This window comes from Mycolicibacterium sp. TUM20985 (assembly GCF_030295745.1).
GTDB lineage: Bacteria > Actinomycetota > Actinomycetes > Mycobacteriales > Mycobacteriaceae > Mycobacterium.
Genome location: NZ_AP027291.1, coordinates 48,866 through 65,576 on the forward strand (window position 1 = coordinate 48,866; position 16,711 = coordinate 65,576).

General features: G+C 68.2%; 15 protein-coding genes. 7 read left to right on the forward strand and 8 right to left on the reverse strand.

The window, feature by feature from the left end:
• The first annotated feature begins 89 nt into the window (after nucleotides 1-89).
• Together QUE68_RS00225 and QUE68_RS00230 are read left to right on the forward strand one after the other, a co-directional pair.
• Nucleotides 90-809: a phosphatase PAP2 family protein gene (locus QUE68_RS00225; RefSeq protein WP_286274971.1), complete on the forward strand. Its 720-nt coding sequence runs from the start codon at nucleotides 90-92 to the stop codon at nucleotides 807-809.
• Nucleotides 806-2,290, forward strand: coding sequence for a sensor histidine kinase (locus tag QUE68_RS00230; RefSeq protein WP_286274972.1), 1,485 nt, complete (start codon nucleotides 806-808; stop codon nucleotides 2,288-2,290). The genes QUE68_RS00225 and QUE68_RS00230 overlap by 4 nt, the downstream gene beginning before the upstream one ends.
• On the opposite strand, the gene QUE68_RS00235 is transcribed toward QUE68_RS00230, so the two are convergent.
• The 3 genes from QUE68_RS00235 to QUE68_RS00245 form a co-directional block, all read right to left on the reverse strand.
• Nucleotides 2,251-2,940, reverse strand: coding sequence for a response regulator transcription factor (locus QUE68_RS00235; RefSeq protein WP_286274973.1), 690 nt, complete (start codon nucleotides 2,938-2,940; stop codon nucleotides 2,251-2,253). The two genes, QUE68_RS00230 and QUE68_RS00235, sit on opposite strands and share 40 nt — an antisense overlap.
• A 15-nt stretch (nucleotides 2,941-2,955) precedes the next feature.
• Nucleotides 2,956-3,780, reverse strand: a complete 825-nt coding sequence (locus QUE68_RS00240) for an ABC transporter permease (protein WP_286274974.1) — start codon at nucleotides 3,778-3,780, stop codon at nucleotides 2,956-2,958.
• 98 nt (nucleotides 3,781-3,878) lie between these two features.
• Nucleotides 3,879-4,826: a cation diffusion facilitator family transporter gene (locus QUE68_RS00245; RefSeq protein WP_284232034.1), complete on the reverse strand. Its 948-nt coding sequence runs from the start codon at nucleotides 4,824-4,826 to the stop codon at nucleotides 3,879-3,881.
• Nucleotides 4,827-4,899: 73 nt separating this feature from the next.
• On the opposite strand from QUE68_RS00245, the gene QUE68_RS00250 reads away from it, so the two are divergent.
• Genes QUE68_RS00250 through QUE68_RS00260 form a run of 3 tightly spaced genes read left to right on the forward strand, consistent with a single transcriptional unit; the run spans nucleotide 4,900 to nucleotide 7,484 of the window.
• Nucleotides 4,900-6,174, forward strand: coding sequence for a L,D-transpeptidase (locus QUE68_RS00250; protein ID WP_284232036.1), 1,275 nt, complete (start codon nucleotides 4,900-4,902; stop codon nucleotides 6,172-6,174).
• An 18-nt stretch (nucleotides 6,175-6,192) separates the two neighbouring features.
• Entirely contained in the window at nucleotides 6,193-6,570 is a 378-nt protein-coding gene (locus QUE68_RS00255) for a BlaI/MecI/CopY family transcriptional regulator (RefSeq protein WP_284232038.1), read from the forward strand.
• On the forward strand, nucleotides 6,567-7,484 hold the full coding sequence (locus tag QUE68_RS00260; RefSeq protein ID WP_284232040.1) for a M56 family metallopeptidase: 918 nt from the start codon (nucleotides 6,567-6,569) through the stop codon (nucleotides 7,482-7,484). The genes QUE68_RS00255 and QUE68_RS00260 overlap by 4 nt, the downstream gene beginning before the upstream one ends.
• A gap of 12 nt (nucleotides 7,485-7,496) precedes the next feature.
• Here the strand turns inward: QUE68_RS00260 and QUE68_RS00265 are convergent, their stop codons facing one another.
• From QUE68_RS00265 to QUE68_RS00275, 3 genes are all read right to left on the reverse strand, one after another.
• A complete protein-coding gene (locus QUE68_RS00265) occupies nucleotides 7,497-7,865 on the reverse strand; it encodes a histone-like nucleoid-structuring protein Lsr2 (protein WP_454786409.1) in 369 nt (122 codons plus the stop codon).
• 54 nt (nucleotides 7,866-7,919) lie between these two features.
• Nucleotides 7,920-9,344: a neutral zinc metallopeptidase gene (locus QUE68_RS00270; RefSeq protein ID WP_284232043.1), complete on the reverse strand. Its 1,425-nt coding sequence runs from the start codon at nucleotides 9,342-9,344 to the stop codon at nucleotides 7,920-7,922.
• A 68-nt stretch (nucleotides 9,345-9,412) separates the two neighbouring features.
• Nucleotides 9,413-10,006: a TetR/AcrR family transcriptional regulator gene (locus tag QUE68_RS00275; RefSeq protein WP_284234642.1), complete on the reverse strand. Its 594-nt coding sequence runs from the start codon at nucleotides 10,004-10,006 to the stop codon at nucleotides 9,413-9,415.
• 145 nt (nucleotides 10,007-10,151) lie between these two features.
• Here QUE68_RS00275 and QUE68_RS00280 point away from each other — a divergent pair, with 145 nt between their 5' ends.
• Nucleotides 10,152-12,335, forward strand: coding sequence for a molybdopterin-dependent oxidoreductase (locus tag QUE68_RS00280; protein WP_286274975.1), 2,184 nt, complete (start codon nucleotides 10,152-10,154; stop codon nucleotides 12,333-12,335).
• 12 nt (nucleotides 12,336-12,347) lie between these two features.
• Nucleotides 12,348-12,851 (forward strand): pyridoxamine 5'-phosphate oxidase family protein, encoded by a 504-nt coding sequence (locus QUE68_RS00285; protein WP_286274976.1) that lies wholly within the window; start codon nucleotides 12,348-12,350, stop codon nucleotides 12,849-12,851.
• 53 nt (nucleotides 12,852-12,904) lie between these two features.
• Here the strand turns inward: QUE68_RS00285 and QUE68_RS00290 are convergent, their stop codons facing one another.
• Entirely contained in the window at nucleotides 12,905-14,551 is a 1,647-nt protein-coding gene (locus QUE68_RS00290; protein WP_286274977.1) for a hydantoinase B/oxoprolinase family protein, read from the reverse strand.
• The gene (locus QUE68_RS00295; RefSeq protein ID WP_286274978.1) at nucleotides 14,548-16,599 is read right to left on the reverse strand and encodes a hydantoinase/oxoprolinase family protein; all 2,052 of its coding nucleotides are present in this window, start codon (nucleotides 16,597-16,599) and stop codon (nucleotides 14,548-14,550) included. The genes QUE68_RS00290 and QUE68_RS00295 overlap by 4 nt, the downstream gene beginning before the upstream one ends.
• Between the last annotated feature and the right edge of the window lie 112 nt (nucleotides 16,600-16,711).

Sequence of the window (16,711 nt, forward strand, 5' to 3'; positions counted from 1 at the left end):
CTGAGAAGGTGCGGTGGTCGCTTCGTAGCGGACCTCGCAACGATTCGCTCTCAGGGTCGTCTTAGCGGCATTGGTGGATGGTGGTCATCGTGAGCCAACCTTCGACGCGAGCCAGCGACTTTCACGATGCGCACCTGGCCGGCCCCACCCGCTGGATTCTGCTGGCAATGCTCACGGGTTTCGTCGGACTCGGCGTGGTCGCCCACCATGTACGGCACGGCACGGCGCTCGACCACGCAGTACTGGGCTGGATGGTGGAGCACCGCGGCGACGGGCTCACCACCGCGGCAGTCGTGATCACCAACGCCGGGAGCCCAGTGGCGATGGCCGCACTGGCGGCGCTCGCTGGCGCGATGCTGTGGTGGCGGCGTTCGGCGCGAACGGCGATCGTCGTGGTCGCAACGCTCGCGTGTGCGGCCGGTGTGAGCACGTTGACCAAGACGCTGGTGGGAGCCCAACGTCCGCCGCTCGTCACCCAATTGCTGCTCGAGGTCGATCATTCCTACCCATCGGGACACGTCACGGGAACGCTCGCGCTGGTAGGCATCGTCGCGGTCGTCGTCGGCCGGGGCCGAAGTCGCGCGATCGCATTCGGACTAGGGGTCGGCGTCGCGTCAATCACCCTGGTGGTCGCCCTCACTCGCCTCTATCTCGGCGTGCACTGGCTATCGGATGTGCTCGGCGGGACCCTGCTGGGCGGCGTGGCGATACTCGTCGGGTCGGTTGCCCTCGAATCCGAGTCCGTGGCGACATCGCGCGCCACCGGGTCCGCGGAGTCGGTGACTCCCGGGGTGACCCGGGTGGCATGATCCGCACAGTCGCGCCGCGACGGACGGTCTTGGTCGATGCGGAGAGGTGCCATGCAGACCACGCTGGCGAAGCGCCGTTGCCGCGGATAGGTCAGCCGCGGACGTGGTGGCGGCCCCGCTACTGGGGCATCTCGGCGCGTTCGGCGTTCGTCGCCGCCACGGTGGTGCTGGTTGCTCTGGTGGTGGCGGGATCCGGTCTCGCGATCGTTCTCTACCGCTCGCTTCTCTCTGGTGTCGACGAAGCCGCTGCAGGTCGGGTACGCGACGTGGCGGCCGCGTTGCAGTTCGACACGGCAAGCGAACTCGACGCCGCGCTGGTGTCGACCGATCAGCGGATCGTCGCCGTCCAGGTGATCGATCGCACCGGGTCCGTGGTGCAACGCTCGCCGTCGGCGCCCGACACACCGCTCGTCGCGCCGGGCGGCATCGGGGTGACATTGCAGACTGGCCTTCCCGATCACGCCTCGGGCGACGGCGACATGCGGATCAGCGGCCAGACCGTGGACGGCAAGGGCGGCCGGTACACCGTGCTCGTCGGCGCGGGCAGTGAAGGCGTCGAGTCGACGGTCCAGACCGTGATGGTGCTGCTCGCAGGCGCCGCGCCGATCGTCATCGCCGTTTCGGCCGCCGCCGCTTATTCGTTGGTGAGCAGGTCGATGCGATCCGTCGATGCGATCCGGACGCGGGTCGCGGACATAAGCACCTCAGATCTGTCCGAACGCGTGCCGGTGCCCAACAACCACGACGAGATCTCCGCGCTCGCGGTGACCATGAACGAGATGCTGTCTCGAATCGAGGCCGGACATGATGCTCAACGCCGATTCGTCGGCGACGCATCACACGAGTTGCGGAGCCCGGTCGCCGCCATCCTCTCCGCGCTCGACCTCGTTGCGGCACATCCTGAGTTTCTCGACGAGGAGCTCGCGACGTCCACCCTGCGGCCGGAGGCGCAGCGGATGGAATCGCTGGTCGAGGATCTGTTGCTGCTTGCCCGTGCTGACGAACGAGGTTTGACGCTGGGACGCCGGGACGTCGATCTCGATGACATTGCGTCCATCGAAGTGGATCGCCTCCTGCGGGAGACGACGCTGACCATCGACGCGAAAGTAGTTCCGACGCGCATGGTCGGCGATCCCGGCGGTCTCTCGCGCGTTCTCCGCAACCTCCTGGAAAATGCGGCACGGCACGCAACGTCACGGGTCGAAGTGCGCGTCTGCGTCGTCGAGGGTAAAGCCGTGCTGACGGTCGCCGACGATGGTCCAGGCATCCCCGCGAGGGATCGCGCGCGGGTGTTCAACCGGTTCGTGCGGTTGGACTCGGACCGCGCGCGTAGCAGCGGAGGAGCGGGCCTCGGATTGGCCATCGTGTCTGAAGTGGTCAAAGCGCACGGGGGTAGCGTGACGATAGCGGATCGACCCGGCGGGGGGACGCTGGTGACCGTTCAGCTCCCGTTGGTGTACTCACCGGACTCGAGTCGGTAGCCCGCGCCGCGAACCGTCTGAATCGTGTTGGTGCCAAACGGAAGATCGATCTTGCGTCGCAGGTAACCCACGTATACCTCGACCACGTTGTCGGGCCCGGTGTAGTGGGCATCCCAAACGTGTTGCAGCATGTCCTGTTTGGTGACGACCGTGTCCTTGTGGCGCATCAGGTATTCCAGGACTCCGTACTCGCGCGGGGTGAGCTCGATGGGGGTAGATGCGCGTGCCACCACGCGTCGCGCCGGATCGAGTGTCAGCGAACCCGCGGTCATGACGACCGGGCGCTGCGGTGCGCCGCGACGAAGAAGTGCACGCAACCGGGCCAGCAGCACGATGAACGCCACGGGCTTGGAGAGATAGTCATCTGCGCCAAGGTCGAAAGCGTCGGTCTGGTCGTAGTCGCCGTCCTTCGCGGTCAGCATCAGGACGGGTGTCCAGACTTCCTTTGCACGCATCTTGCGGAGCACCTCATAACCGTTGAGGCCGGGCAACATGATGTCCAGCACGATCACGTCGAAACTGTTCTCCGTTGCCTCCCAGAGGCCGTCGACCCCGTTGTCCACGTGCACGACCACGAAGCCCTCGGCCCGCAAACCCATGCTGAGCGTGGCAGCGAACCGGGGTTCGTCTTCTACTACCAGTACCTTCACCCGCCTCATCCTCCGCTAGCGGAGCGAGCGCAACCAGTGTCGGGTCAGGCGGGCGAAACGTGGGGCACCCGCGGTGGAGCCGGACCCCCGACTCCGATCGCTGCGCGCGATCCGGCCTCGGGCCACCAACTCACCGACAACTGTCACCCCGCAGGCCTGAGCCAACAACATCGAGCCGAGGACCAGGACCTGCACGGCGCCGGCCTGAGCGGCCGACCCCGTTGCCAAGAGGACGCCGACGAAGGCACCCGGCAAGGTGACCAAACCGGCGGTGCGTGCCTGATCCAGATTGTGCAGCAAGGCATCGAGGAGCGGTCGCTCGATCACCTCCATTCGCGAATGGCGTTCGAACAGGCCAAGACTGAGCGCCGCCTCCACTTCTCCTGCGCGCAAGCCGAGAGCGTCGAGCGCTCGCTTGGCCGCCATTGCCGAGGCCGTCATCGTGCCACCCAGAACGATCCCGAACACCGGCACCAACGCCACCCCGGTGAGTGGTACGACGCCAGTCAGCAGGAGGAGCGGAATGACGGCCGCCATGCCCGCTGCCAGCGCCGCTGCGAGCCAGAACGAGCCGCGGTCCGCCTCACTACGACGACCGGCCGTGATCGATGCGACGACGAACATCACCGCGAGCACCAGCGCCGAGGACCAGAGCCGTGCCATCGCGGCGGCGAGGACGCTGGCCACCATGGCCAGTTGAACTGCCGCACGCGCCGCAGCCCCCGGCACCGCCAGCAGAGAGCCTCTGAGGAAGAAGCGAGAGACGATGCCCGCGGTGAGCGCCATCACCACGCACACGATGACGAGCGTGGGACTCAGCAGGGGTTCGGAGGTGTGCACCCCATCAGTGTCCTCACGGCATCGTGCCCAAAGCCCGCCAGCGGCCGCTTATTACACACTTCTGGACTAGAAACGTGTGATAACTGGCCGTTCGAGCGTCAGGACCTCCGGTAGGACTGGCCGTGCGGCTCCATGCAGTGTTCGTCGGGATCGTCCTCGCAGACGTGGTCGACCTGAAGCGTCGTGTGGTCGATGTGATGCCGCTCGCGCAGGATGCGTTCCAGATCGCCGCGGATGGCGTGGCAATCGGCGCCGTCGCCGACGATCACGTGTGCCGATAGGGCAGCTTCACCCGAGGTGATCTCCCAGATGTGCAGGTCGTGTATCTCGACGACCGAGCCCACCGTGGCAAGCTCCGCACCCACGGCAGTGGGGTCCACGCCCTTGGGGGAGGCCTCCAGGAAGATGCGCCCGGAGGCGCGCACCAGGCCCCAGCCGGCCCTGATCATCAGCGCCGCCACGATGAGTGCGGCGATCGCGTCGGCGCGGGCGAACCCGGTCAGCCAGACGACGGCGCCTGCGATCGCGGTGGCGATGAAGGCGTAGAGGTCGTTGAGGATGTGCTGGAACGCGCCCTCGACGTTGAGGCTGGACCGGTTGGCGCGGCTGATGCACCAGGAGGCGGCGACGTTGACGACGATGCCGACGAGCGCGGTGACGAAGACCAGTAGGCCCTCCACTTCGCCGGGATTGATCAGCCGGCGAACCCCCTCGAAGATGAAGTACGCCGAGAGCAGTAACAGGGTGATGCCGTTGGCTTGCGCGGACAGGATCTCGGCGCGTTTGAGGCCGTAGGTGTAGTCGCCACGGGCGGGTCGCGCGGCCAGCCGGATCGCGATTAGCGCCAGCACGATCGACGCGGCGTCGGTAAGCATGTGCCCGGCGTCGGTGATCAACGCGAGCGACCCCGCGATGACGCCGACGACGACCTCCACCGCCATGAAGCCGACGATCAGAATCAGGGCCAGCGTCAACCACTTTCGGTCGGCGTCGGCCGACATCGAGTGGGAGTGCCCCTGATGGCCGTCGTGCGCGGTCTCGCCCATGGGGGGAGCCTACCTAAATACATGCGAAAGTCGACATGTTTCCCTGACGGCCATCTACTATGCTGCTACGTAGATGACGAAGACCGAGAGGTGGCCCTTGCATCCCGAACGTCGACGGCGCGCCGTGCTGCTCGCCGCGATCGTCGTCGTGGTGGCGGCAGTCGCGTCCCCGACGGTCGACGGCGGCATGCCGGGAAGCGCCGACCGGGCGTCGGCACCCGCCGAACCCCTCGCCGTGACCGAGCCGCCCAGCCTGACCGTCTCGCCGCCGGCCGGTGCCCGCAACGTCGTTCCCACCGGCGCGGCCTGGGTCGCCGCCCGGTCGGGCACGTTGACCGACGTCCGCCTGGTCAACGAGCAGGGCAGGACGGTCGCGGGTGCCATGACGCCGGACGCGACCGCGTGGCGGCCCGCCGAACCGCTCGGCTACGGCCGGACGTACACCCTCACGGCGACCGGGGTGGGCACCGATGCCACCACCGCGACGAGGACGACACAGTTCTCGACGGTGGTGCCGCAGAACCAGGCCGGCGTCACGCTGACGACGACGTCGGGCGCGCAACTACGCGACGGCGGCACCTACGGCGTCGGGACGGTGATCGTGGCGCGCTTCGACTCCGCGATCGCCGACCGGGCGGCCGCGGAGGGGCGGATGAAGGTCACCACCGATCCGCCCGTCGAAGGGTCGTGGTCATGGGTCAACGACCAGAAGGCGCACTGGCGGCCGCGGGAGTACTACGCGCCGAAGACCAAGGTCCGCGTCGCCGCGGGCATCTACGGCGTCGAGCTGGGCGCCGGTCTGTACGGCCAGGAGGACCGCGTCGTCGGATTCACCATCGCACCGTCCCACGTCACGATCGCCGATGATCGCACCAAGCAGGTCAGTGTCTACGACGACGGCGTCCTGGTCCGCACCATGCCCACCTCGATGGGCCGGGGTGGCTCGGAAACCGTTGGGGGCAAGACGATTCACTTCTGGACCCAGTCGGGCGTCTACACAGTGATGGACAAGGCGAACCCGGTCCTCATGGACTCGTCGACCTACGGGCTCCCGGTGAACTCCGCGTCCGGCTACCGGATCAGCGTGCCGTACGCCACGCGGATTAGCCCCGACGGCATCTACCTCCACGAGCGGGAGGCGACGGTCTGGGCCCAGGGCAACACGAACGTGTCCGCGGGCTGCCTGAACCTCAGCGCCGAGGACGCCCGCTGGTTCTACGAGTTCTCGCAGCCGGGTGACGTCGTCGAGATCCGCAACACCGGCGGCAGCCCGCTGGAGCAATGGCAGAACGGCGACTGGAGCGTGCCGTGGCAGAAATGGCTGCAGGGCAGCGCAGTTCGCGGATGACTCGTTAGCCTGTCGGATATGCAGCAGCGGGGTTTCGGCGACCTGGAAGCCGTGGTGATGGACCGCACGTGGGCCCACGCCGCCGCGGTCACCGTCCGCGAGGTGTTCGACGAGTTGGTCGCCGAGCGTGACATCGCGTACACGACGGTGATGTCGACGATGGACAACCTGCACCGCAAGGGCTGGCTGGCCCGGGAGCGCGACGGGAAGGCATACCGGTACCGGCCGACGATGACGCGTGAGGAGCGATCCGCCGCGTTGATGCGCGACGCCTTCCACTCCGGGGGGGACGCCGGCCTGGTGCTGAACCACTTCCTGCAGCAGATGAATGCCGACGAGTCGGCACAGTTGCGGGCCGCTCTGGGCAAGATCCATCCGGGGGAGCGCAGCTCGTGAACGCCACGATGTGTTTGCTGGGGTACGGCGCGCTGCTGAGCTGGTGCGCACCTCGACTGCTCGCGCGCATCACCGGCAACGGGCTGAGCCCCCGCTTCTCGATCGCCGTCTGGCTGTGTGCCATTGCCATGGCGCTGGGCGCGTGGACCGTCGTCGGCGTCGGGGTGGTGCGCGACGTCGTGGCGGTGGGTCCGCACGGGCCGGTCGAATACTGCTCGCGGATCGTCGACGATCTGGTGCACCTCGGCCTGCCCGGGCGCGTCGCACTCGCCGGGCTGGGCCTGGCCGCACTGGCGGCGTCCGCCATCGTCATCCGTCGAATCATCATGGCGTTCAGGCAGTTCTGGGCGACCAGCCGCGACCATGCCCACGACGCGCGACTCGCCGGATCGCCGAGGGCAAGCTCCGATGTCGTCGTCCTGCGCGCCGACCAGCCCGCGGCCTACTGCGTGGCGGGCCGCCCGGACGCGATCGTGCTCACGACGGGCGCGATCGACGCTCTCGGGGAGGCCGAGCTGGCCGCCGTGCTCGCCCACGAACGGGCCCACCTGTCCGGACGCCATCTGCAGCTGATGATGCTGTTGCGGTCCCTGTCCGACGCGATGCCGCGGCTTCCGTTGTTCCGCAGGGCCGTTGACTCGGTCGGTCGCCTGGTCGAGATGTGCGCCGACGACACGGCCGCGAGACAGCACGGCCGGGTCGCGGTGCTGAATGGACTCGTGGCGCTGGCCGGGCAGCCGCGGCCGATACGGGGTGCACTCGGTGCCGCCGATACCGCGGCCGTGGCTCGCGCCATCCGGTTGAGCGGGCCGGTCCGTCGCGGCGCCCGCCTACGACAACGCGTGCTGCTCGCGGCCACGATGGCGGCCCTGATCGGCATCCCGGCCGCGGTGTCGGCGCTCTGCAGTCTCTAGGCCGGGCCCGGCCTACTCATCCGGCGTTCGTGACCGGTAGGCGTCGAGTACCTCGGACGGCAGGCGGCCCCGCGGGCCCACTTCCAAACCGTTGGCGCGCGCCCACTTTCGGGCCTTCGTCGACTCCGAGGGGTCGTTCTTGGCCTGCGCTCCGCGTGGCCGGCGATCGCTCGACTTGCGGCTGGCCCCGATCCATCCGCTCATCGAGTCGCGGAACTTCGCCGCGTTCTTCTGCGACAGGTCGATTTCGTACCGAGAACCATCGATGGTGAAGGTCACCGTCTCCGCCGCTGCGGACCCGTCGATATCGTCGACCCATTCGACGATCGTCCTTTTTGCCACCGTTCGCGAACCCCCATCGCCCTCGTCGTGCCGGGTCATTTTCGCCCAATGATAGCCACTGACGAGAACGCCAAGCCCCGTGCCGCGCCGCACCTACGGGAAGCGTGCGGAGCAGAGGTCGCTGTCACCTTCGAGGCCCGATCGGAAGGCCACGATGCGGGTGAACCCGGCGGGAACCGTCTCGCCGTTGACGTTGCTGGCCACCAGGCCGTTGGTCAGCAGGCCCGCCACTGCCTCATCGAGGTCGCCCGCCGTGAGCGTGAGAGCCAGGCCTCCGTCCTCCGACATGGCGCGCTGCGCGACGCCCGACAGGCACGCGGTGCGCAAGGCGGCCGCCGCGTCGTCGAGGGCCTCGCCACGTTCGTGTTCGACGGCCAGCGCGTAGCGCGACGTCACCACCGACAGAGCCGTGTTGTCGCCTTGCAGCAGGGTGTAGTCCTCGCGGTCGGCCGGGGTGCCCATCTCCGCGAGCGTCGCGACGTCGACGAAGATGGTGTTGCTCTCCGGGCAGTAGGACGCCGGCGGACTCGGCTGGGCGTCCGGGCATTCTGGCGCATCGAAGGACAGCGTGGGGGGCTGAGCCGGCTGGAACACCTGGCCGAGGACGTCGACCAGCGAGGTGACCACGTCCTCGGTCACCTCGACGTCACCGGATGCGCCGGTGTCCTCGTCGGGGAGGGTCAGCGGCAGATCGCCACGCCGCTCCGCGATCTCGTCGGTGTCGATCTTGGCGCACTCGCCGGCGCCGGACGTGAAGCCCAGTTGGAAGGCGCTGATGCGGTCGAGCGCGGTGCCGTGGCCCTGTTCGAGGAAGGGTGCGTCACCGGCGACGTAGGTCGGGTCACGCAGCGTGAGCACGCCTGCGAGGACGTGATTGAGGCCGTCGCCGGTGCTGAGCTCGAAGCGGGGAGACTTGCCCTCGGCGACCCACCGGATATAGGTGCCCGCAAGGCAATCCGCCTGTTGCTCGCTCACCAGTGTGGACGTGTCGTCGTCGGCGATCTTCGCCATGTCCTGCACCGCGTGTCCATACTCGTGGGCGAGGAGGGCGGCGATCGAGGTGTCGCCGAAGAACTGCTGCCCAAGGGGAACCAGAACACCGCGGTCCCAGGCGATCAGGTGGTCCGGCGGACAGAACAGGGCGTTGGGGTTGTCGTACGTCTCGTCGCCGCAAATCTCGGGGCTGGACGGGCTCTCGGAGTTGTAGGACACCAGATCGTCTACGGCGCGGAATGTTCCGTCGAACGTCTGCGAGTAGTTCTGTTCCCAGAACTCGGCGACGTCGTTGACCCCCAGGGTGGCGAGCTTGTCGGCGTCGCCACCGTCACCGTCGTGCACCTCACCCTCGGGTGCTGGACCGCCCGCGCGGATGCCACTGGGACCATCCTGGGCGGGCAGCCCTCCGGCCCGGAACGGGTCGTAGAGCGGCGAGACCGCGAGCCCCTGCGTCGTCGACCCGCACGCGGCGAGCAACACCGCCACGCCCGCCGCCGCCAGCGCCGCCTTCAATCCGCCCATTGGTTGCCGTCCTGCTTCGTCCACGCGGTGAGATCCAACGAAAGGCGAGGGTATACCGGCCCGCAGAACTACGAGAGAACTCCGCGGAGCACCATGTGGGCGAGGTCGTCGGCAGCACGGTCGACGTCGGCAACCCGCCGCACGCACACGGCGTACCAGGCAGCGCCCGCGATCGCGTCCATGACGGTGTCGGCACCGACCTCACCGCTCGCGATGCCGTTCGCCACCGCGTCGTCGAGTTGAGCGGCGAGCTGACTGCGCGCCGCGGCCTCTAGGCGGTCGCTGATCACCCGCCGCAGCCGACGGTCGGACCGCAGATCGACGAGTAGGCCCGGAATTGCCTCGCGCACAACGGGATCGCTGTACATCCGCATGGCGCCGCGACACAAGCGCATGATCTCGGCGGTCAGCTCGCCCTCCGCGGGCTCGGGGCCCAGATCTGGAAAGACCGCCTGGTGCACCAGCTCGGCCTTCGAGCTCCACCGGCGGTAGACGGCGGGGCGGCTCACCCCGGCCGTGGTAGCGATCAGATCGACCGACGTGGCCGCGTAGCCGCGCTCGACGAGCAGCAGGCGGGCCGCCGCGAGCACGGCCGTGTCGATGGACGGATCCCGCCGCGACCCCTGGCTGTGCCTTCGCGCCGGCGGTGCGGACTTCACGATTCGTCTCCTCCGGCCGACCCTTGGTCGATACAGTGTGTCACGACAACCATGGAGGAGGTCTCGGACGGCGGTCCCGTCGACGCGGCAGCTGGCAGGCACGGGCCAGGACGGACTCCACCTCTACACCTGTCCACTGTGTGAAGCCATGTGCGGCTTGGAGATTCAGGTCGTCGACGGCCATGTCGCCAGCATTCGCCCGAACCGCGAAGACACCTGGAGCCGCGGCCACATCTGCCCCAAGGGCGCGTCGCTGGGCGCCCTCCACGAAGACCCCGACCGCATTCGCACGCCGATGATCAAGGTCGACGGCGAATGGCAGGAGGTCGGCTGGGACCAGGCGTTGCGGCGGTGCACCGAACTGCTCGCGCCCATCATCGAGGAGTACGGCATCAGCGCGGTCACCGCGTACACGGGCAATCCGCTCGCGCACTCGTTCTCGTTGGCGCGGTACGCGGGCATCCTCCTCGGCCTGTCCGGGATGCCGATCACGTACTCCCCGGGAACCGTCGACCAGTGGCCCAAGAACTTGTCGTCCCACCTGATGTACGGGGGCTGGTGGAGCTTCCCGGTGCCCGACATCCAACGCACCGATCTGCTGGTCGTGATGGGCGCCAACCCCGCCGCCTCCCAGGGTTCGCTGCTCGCCGCACCGGACGTGATGGGCATCCTGGGCGCAATTCGCAAGCGCGGCAGGGTGATCGTCATCGACCCGGTCCGCACGGCGACGGCCGAACGCGCCGACGAATGGCTGCCCATCACCCCCGGCACCGATGCGGCGTTGCTCCTCGGCGTGACGCACACGCTGTTCGCGGAGGACCTCGTCGACCTCGGCGTCGTGGCGCCGTACCTCGAGGGCGTCGACGCGGTGCGCGACGTCGCCGCCGACTGGCCGCCGGAACGGGTCGCGGCGGCCACCGGAATTGCTGCCGAGCGCATCCGCGAGCTGGCGCGGGAACTCGCCGCCACGCCGCGCGCGGTCGTCTACGGCCGGATCGGCACGTGCAACCAGGAATTCCGCAGTCTCGCCAGCTGGCTGGTCGACGTCGTCAACATCCTCACGCGCCACTTCGACGTGCCGGGCGGCAGCATGTTCCCGACGCCGGCCGCATGGTCGATCACGGTGCAGCCGATCCCGGGTCTCGAAGACGGAGCCGCCGACTTCGGCCGCTACCGCACCCGCGTGCGCGGCGCCAAGGAAGTGCTCGGCCAGGTTCCGGTGTCGTGTCTGGCCGAGGAGATCGCCACCCCCGGCGAGGGTCAACTCAAGGCCCTGATCACCGTCGCGGGCAATCCCGTGCTGTCCACCCCGGGCGGGCACAAGCTCGACGAGGTGCTGCCGACCCTCGAGGCAATGATCTCGATCGACCTGTGGCTCAACGAGACAACGCGCCACGCCGACGTCATCCTGCCGGGATCGTCACCGTTGGAGCAGCCGCACCACGACGATCTCATCCTCAACTTCGCGATCAACAGCATCGCGAACTATTCGGCTCCGGTGTTCGCCAAGGCGGACCCGGACGCGCCGGACGAGTGGGAGCTGTTGATCCGGCTGACCGGGCTGTGTACCGGAACCCCCGCCGAGGACGTCGACGTCGCGGCGATCGACGACGGCTTCTTCGACTACATGTGCTTCACCCAGGGCCTCGACGGCGCGGAGATCCGGGCGCACTACGACTCGAACGGTCCGGCCGGCGGACCGGAGCGCACCCTCGACCTGACGCTGCGGACGGGCCCGTTCGGGGACCGGTACGGCCAGATTCCCGACGGCCTGACCCTGGAGAAGTTGAAGACCGAACCCAACGGCATCAACTTCGGTCCGATGGTGCCCAGGGTGCCCGAGGTACTCGGCACGGCCGACCAGAAGATCAGGTTGGCGCCGCAATATCTCCTCGACGACCTTCCCCGGCTGGCCAAGCGCCTCGAGCGTGCCCCCGAGGAGTTGGTGCTGGTCAGCCGCCGCCACCTGCGGTCCAACAACTCCTGGCTGCACAACGTGGGGCCGCTGATGAAGGGCCGCGACCGCTGCACGCTGCTGATGCACCGCGACGACGCCGAGCGGCGCGGCCTGGTCTCCGGTGACGTCGTGAAGGTCCGCTCGTCGGGTGGTGAGATCCGGGTGCCGGTCGAGGTCACCGACGCGATCAAACCGGGCGTGGTGTCGATGCCGCACGGCTGGGGCCACGGCCAGCCCGGCACCAGGATGACGGTGGCCAACGAGGCGCCCGGCGTCAACACCAACGTGCTGTCACCGCCGGACTTCCTCGATGAGCCGTCCGGCAACGGTGCCCTCAACGGCATCCCGGTGACGGTCATCGCAGCGCAGGCCTGATAGGGATACCGGATGGGTAAGAACGAACGCTCGAAGATCGTGATGAGCGACGACGAGATCGTCGAGTTCATCGATCACAGTCGCACCGCGACCATGGCGACGCTGTCGGCCGCGGGCAGGCCGCACCTCGTCGCGATGTGGTACGCCGTCCTTGACGGTGAGATCTGGTTCGAGACCAAGGCCAAGTCTCAGAAGGCGGTCAACCTGCGTCGCGATCCCCGCCTGACGGTGATGATCGAGGACGGCTCCACCTACGACTCCCTCCGCGGCGTGTCGATCGACGCTGAGGCCGAGATCGTCGACAGCGACCCGGATCTGCTTCTGCGCGTGGGGATCAGCGTGTGGGAGCGCTACACCGGTCCCTACACCGACGACATGAAACCGTTCGTCGACCAGATGATGAACAACCGCATCGCCGTGCGCGTGGTGCCGAGCCGGACGCGAAGCTGGGACCACCGCAAGCTGGGCATGCCGGAGATGCCGCTGTCGGGATCGACTGCGCAGTACCTCGGCTGACTAGGTCGGGGCGAGAACGACTGCCGTTGAAGACGATGGGACATCCCCCGGTGTCACACGCGCCCGTTGCGCTGGTCGTATCGGCGCGCCCGTTCCGAGCGGCCCGCCGGATCGCCGTATCCCCCGCCGCCGGCGGTCTCCACCCGCACGACGGTTCCCGGTTGCAGCGTCAGCGAGGCCTTCGCGGGAAGCCCCGTCATCTCGACGCCATCCGGACCGATCACGGTCACCTTCGTAGCCACCGCGTCGCCGCCTCCCCCTGCACCGCGCGGGACGAAGTCCTCATGCGTCTGCTCCGAGTAGAAGGTGACGCGCTGCGGAGAATCGATGATCTGGTACTCCCGGCGCAGGCCGAGGCCACCATTGTGGGTTCCCAAACCTTGTGATGCCGCTATGAATTCGGTCTTCAGGACCCGGACGCTGTAGTTCGTCTCGACCACCTCGGTCGGCATCACCCCGACATTGGACATGTAGGTGTCGACGCCGTCGATGCCGTCCGACGTCGGCGTCGCCCCGGTGCCGCCGCCGACGACGTCGGCCATCACCGAAGGCTGGCCGGTGACCGGGTTGACCGAGCCGACGTTGATGCAGAAGAAGCTGACGGTGCTGCTTCCGACCCCCTTCTCCGGCCAGATCGCCGCCATCGCCCGGATCAGCGTGTCGGCAAACCGCTGACAGGTGTTGTGTCGCACGGACACCGCCGCGGGCGGCTCGGGGTTCAGCACGATTCCGAGCGGAGCGATGACGTCGACGGCACGCAACAAGCCGTCGTTGGCTCCGAGGTCGGGTGCCACCACGGCGCGTACGGCGTACACGATGCCCGCGCGCGCACTCGCCCACGGCACGTTCATCGCGCCCGCGACCTGCCGGTCGCACCCGGATAGGTCGATGGCGAGGCGGTCCGCCGACTTGCGCACCGTCACATGCACGCGGGTGGGCCGTCCGCCCCGGCCGTCGTCATCGAGGAAGCCCTCGGCCTGACCCTCGCCGTCGGGCAACGCCGCCAACGCATTTCGCACACCGCGCTCGACGGTGTCGAGCATGCGGTCCATCACCTCGAGAACGACCGACGTGCCGTACTGCGATGCGAGTTCTCGTACCCGTTCGTCCCCAAGCCCGCAGGCTGCCCGCTGGGCACGTAGATCACTGACCGTGCTCCGAGGATCTCGGATGTTCTCGGTGAGGATTGCGACCAGGTCTTCGTTCTCGACCCCGGCGATCGACAGGCGCACGGGCGGAAGAACCAGTCCCTCACCGAAGAGGTCCTGCAGTTCCGGGCCTTCGCTGCCAGGGTTCACACCCCCCACGTCGATGTGGTGAGCGGCGGTGCCCGACCAGGCGACTAGCTCGCCGTCCAGGAAGATTGGCGCGATGACGTTGACGTCGGGCAGATGCATGGCGCCCATGTAGGGGTGATTGGAGATGAACGCGTCACCTGGGTTGATCCGGTCGCACCATCGGTCGATGGTCGCCTTGACCACCAGGGACATCGCACCCAACTGGGCGGGGATGTAGTCCGCTTGCGCGACGAGATCGCCCGAGGCTGTGAACAACGCGCAGGAGAAGTCGTCCATGTCGCGGATGATCGGGCTGTAGCTCGACCGTTTCAGGAGCGTCCCCATCTCCTCGGCCGCGGACTGCATCGCTGCGGCGATCACCTCGAAGCTGACGGTGTCGACCGTGTGGCGCCGATCGGTCATTGCCGTGGTCCTTCCGTGATGAGGAGATCGCCGCCCGCGACGACCTCCGCGCGTTGGCCGCCGCACAGCACGGTCGTCGAATCCATCTGCGCGACGATCGCGGGTCCGTCGAACGTGTCGCCGAACTGCAGGAGCGACCGCTCATAGACCGGTACCTCCCGTGCCTCGAATCCGGGAATGCGCACCACCCGGCGGATCACGACCGCCCGTTCGGCATCGAGGTCACTCTCCAGTTCGTCGGGTGTTTCGGGCCTACGGTTCCCGCCCACCGCGGCGATGCGCAGGGTGACGACCTCGACCGGCTCGCCCCTGTTGGCATGCCCGTAGAGTTCTTCGTGTGCACTGTGGAAGAGGGCTGGAATACGTTGAAGCGCATCGTCTTCCCAGCCATCCAGGGTGACATTGAGCTCGAAGCCCTGGCCGAGGTAGCGGCAGTCGGCGGATGCGGCCACCGCGACGTCTGCGCCGGATGAGGCGTCTGCCTCGATCTCCCCGGTGATCCGGTGCGCTGCGTCTCGGAACCACTCGCCAATGGTCTCGACGGCCCCGTCGTCGAACTTGACCAGAACGGTCTGCGCGTCGTCGAGGCGAAGACCGGCGACCAATAGACCGTCGGCGGAGAACAAGCCGGGACGACTTGGCACCAGCACACTGCGCAGACCCAGGTGACGGAGCAGCAGTCCGGCGTGCAGGGGGCCCGCACCTCCGAACGGGACGAGGGTGAACTCGCGCGGATCGAGGCCACGTTCGACGCTGACCTTGCGCACGGCGCGCACCATGTGTGCGAGACCGATCGCAAGAATCGCCTCCGCGGCCTCCTCGGTGTTCGTGCCCAGGGCCGCACCGATCTGGTCCACCGCCGTGATCGCCGCCGCACGGTCCAGTACCAACTCGCCCGCGAGCTGTCCGGTCCCGAGCGTCCCCAGGACAACGTGCGCATCGGTGATCGTGGGCTGCGTCCCGCCGCGCAGATAGCTAGCGGGGCCGGGTACCGCACGTGCCGACTGCGGCCCCACCCGAAGTCGGCCCGTCTGATCCGTCCAGGCGATGCTGCCTCCGCCCGCCCCAATCGTGTGGATGTCCACGGCGGGCGCCAGCAACACGTGATCGCGCAGGGCCTGGGTGGTCGTGAACGGCATGCGGCCGTCGCGCACCAGGCAGACGTCTGTCGAAGTGCCCCCCATGTCCAGGCTGATGACGTTGCCGAGCCCGTGCCGGGAAGCGTTTGCCACCAGCCCCGCAACACCGCCTGCCGGCCCGGACAACACCAGCCGATGGGCGTTCTCCTCGGCCCGTGCCGCGGGCACGCTTCCCCCGTTCGACTGCATGACCAGGAAGGGTGCCGTGACTCCGGACTCGGCGGCAGCCTTCGCGGCTCGTTGCATGTACCCACCGATGACCGGTCGAAGGGCCGCGTTGATCACGGTCGTCGCAGTGCGTGGATACTCGCGAAACTCCCGGGCCACCGCACTCGACAGCGTGACGGGGACTCCGGGCAATGCGCGGCGCAGCGCGTCACCCAATCGGCGTTCGTGTGAATCGTCGAGATAGCTGAACAGCAGGCTGACCGCCACCGCATCTACGTTCAGGGCAGCGACTGCCGCCACGACCCGCTCGACCTCGGTGTCCTCAAGCGGCACGAGCACCTCGCCAGTGCTCGTCAGCCTCTCGGTCACCTCGATGCGGGCGCGGCGCTCGACGAGGTCGTCGGGCCGCTCCGGGGTGAGGCTGTACACAGTCGGCCGGCTGGACTGGCGGTAGCCCATGACATCGCGGAACCCCCGCGTGGCGAGCAGGGCCACCGTCGAAAGGTCGCCCGTGAGAATCGCATTGGTGGCCACGGTGGTGCCGTGACAGAGCAGCCCGACATCGCCGACCGGCATGCCCTGGACCGCGAGGGCGTCGACCGCGTTCGCCAGACCCCGCGACGGGTCATCGGGGGTGGACGCCACCTTCGCCACCAGGACGCGGCCGTCATCAGAGCGCGCCACCGCGTCGGTGAAGGTACCGCCGGCGTCGACGCTCACGGTCCAACGGGGTCGATCCACCTCGGGTACTCCTCGCCCACCACGCGGCCGGATCGCCGCACACCCAGTACACCCAGAGGGCGCGCGGACGTCATGCGTCATTCGACGGACGGGCGGCGTTACGTCGAATGAC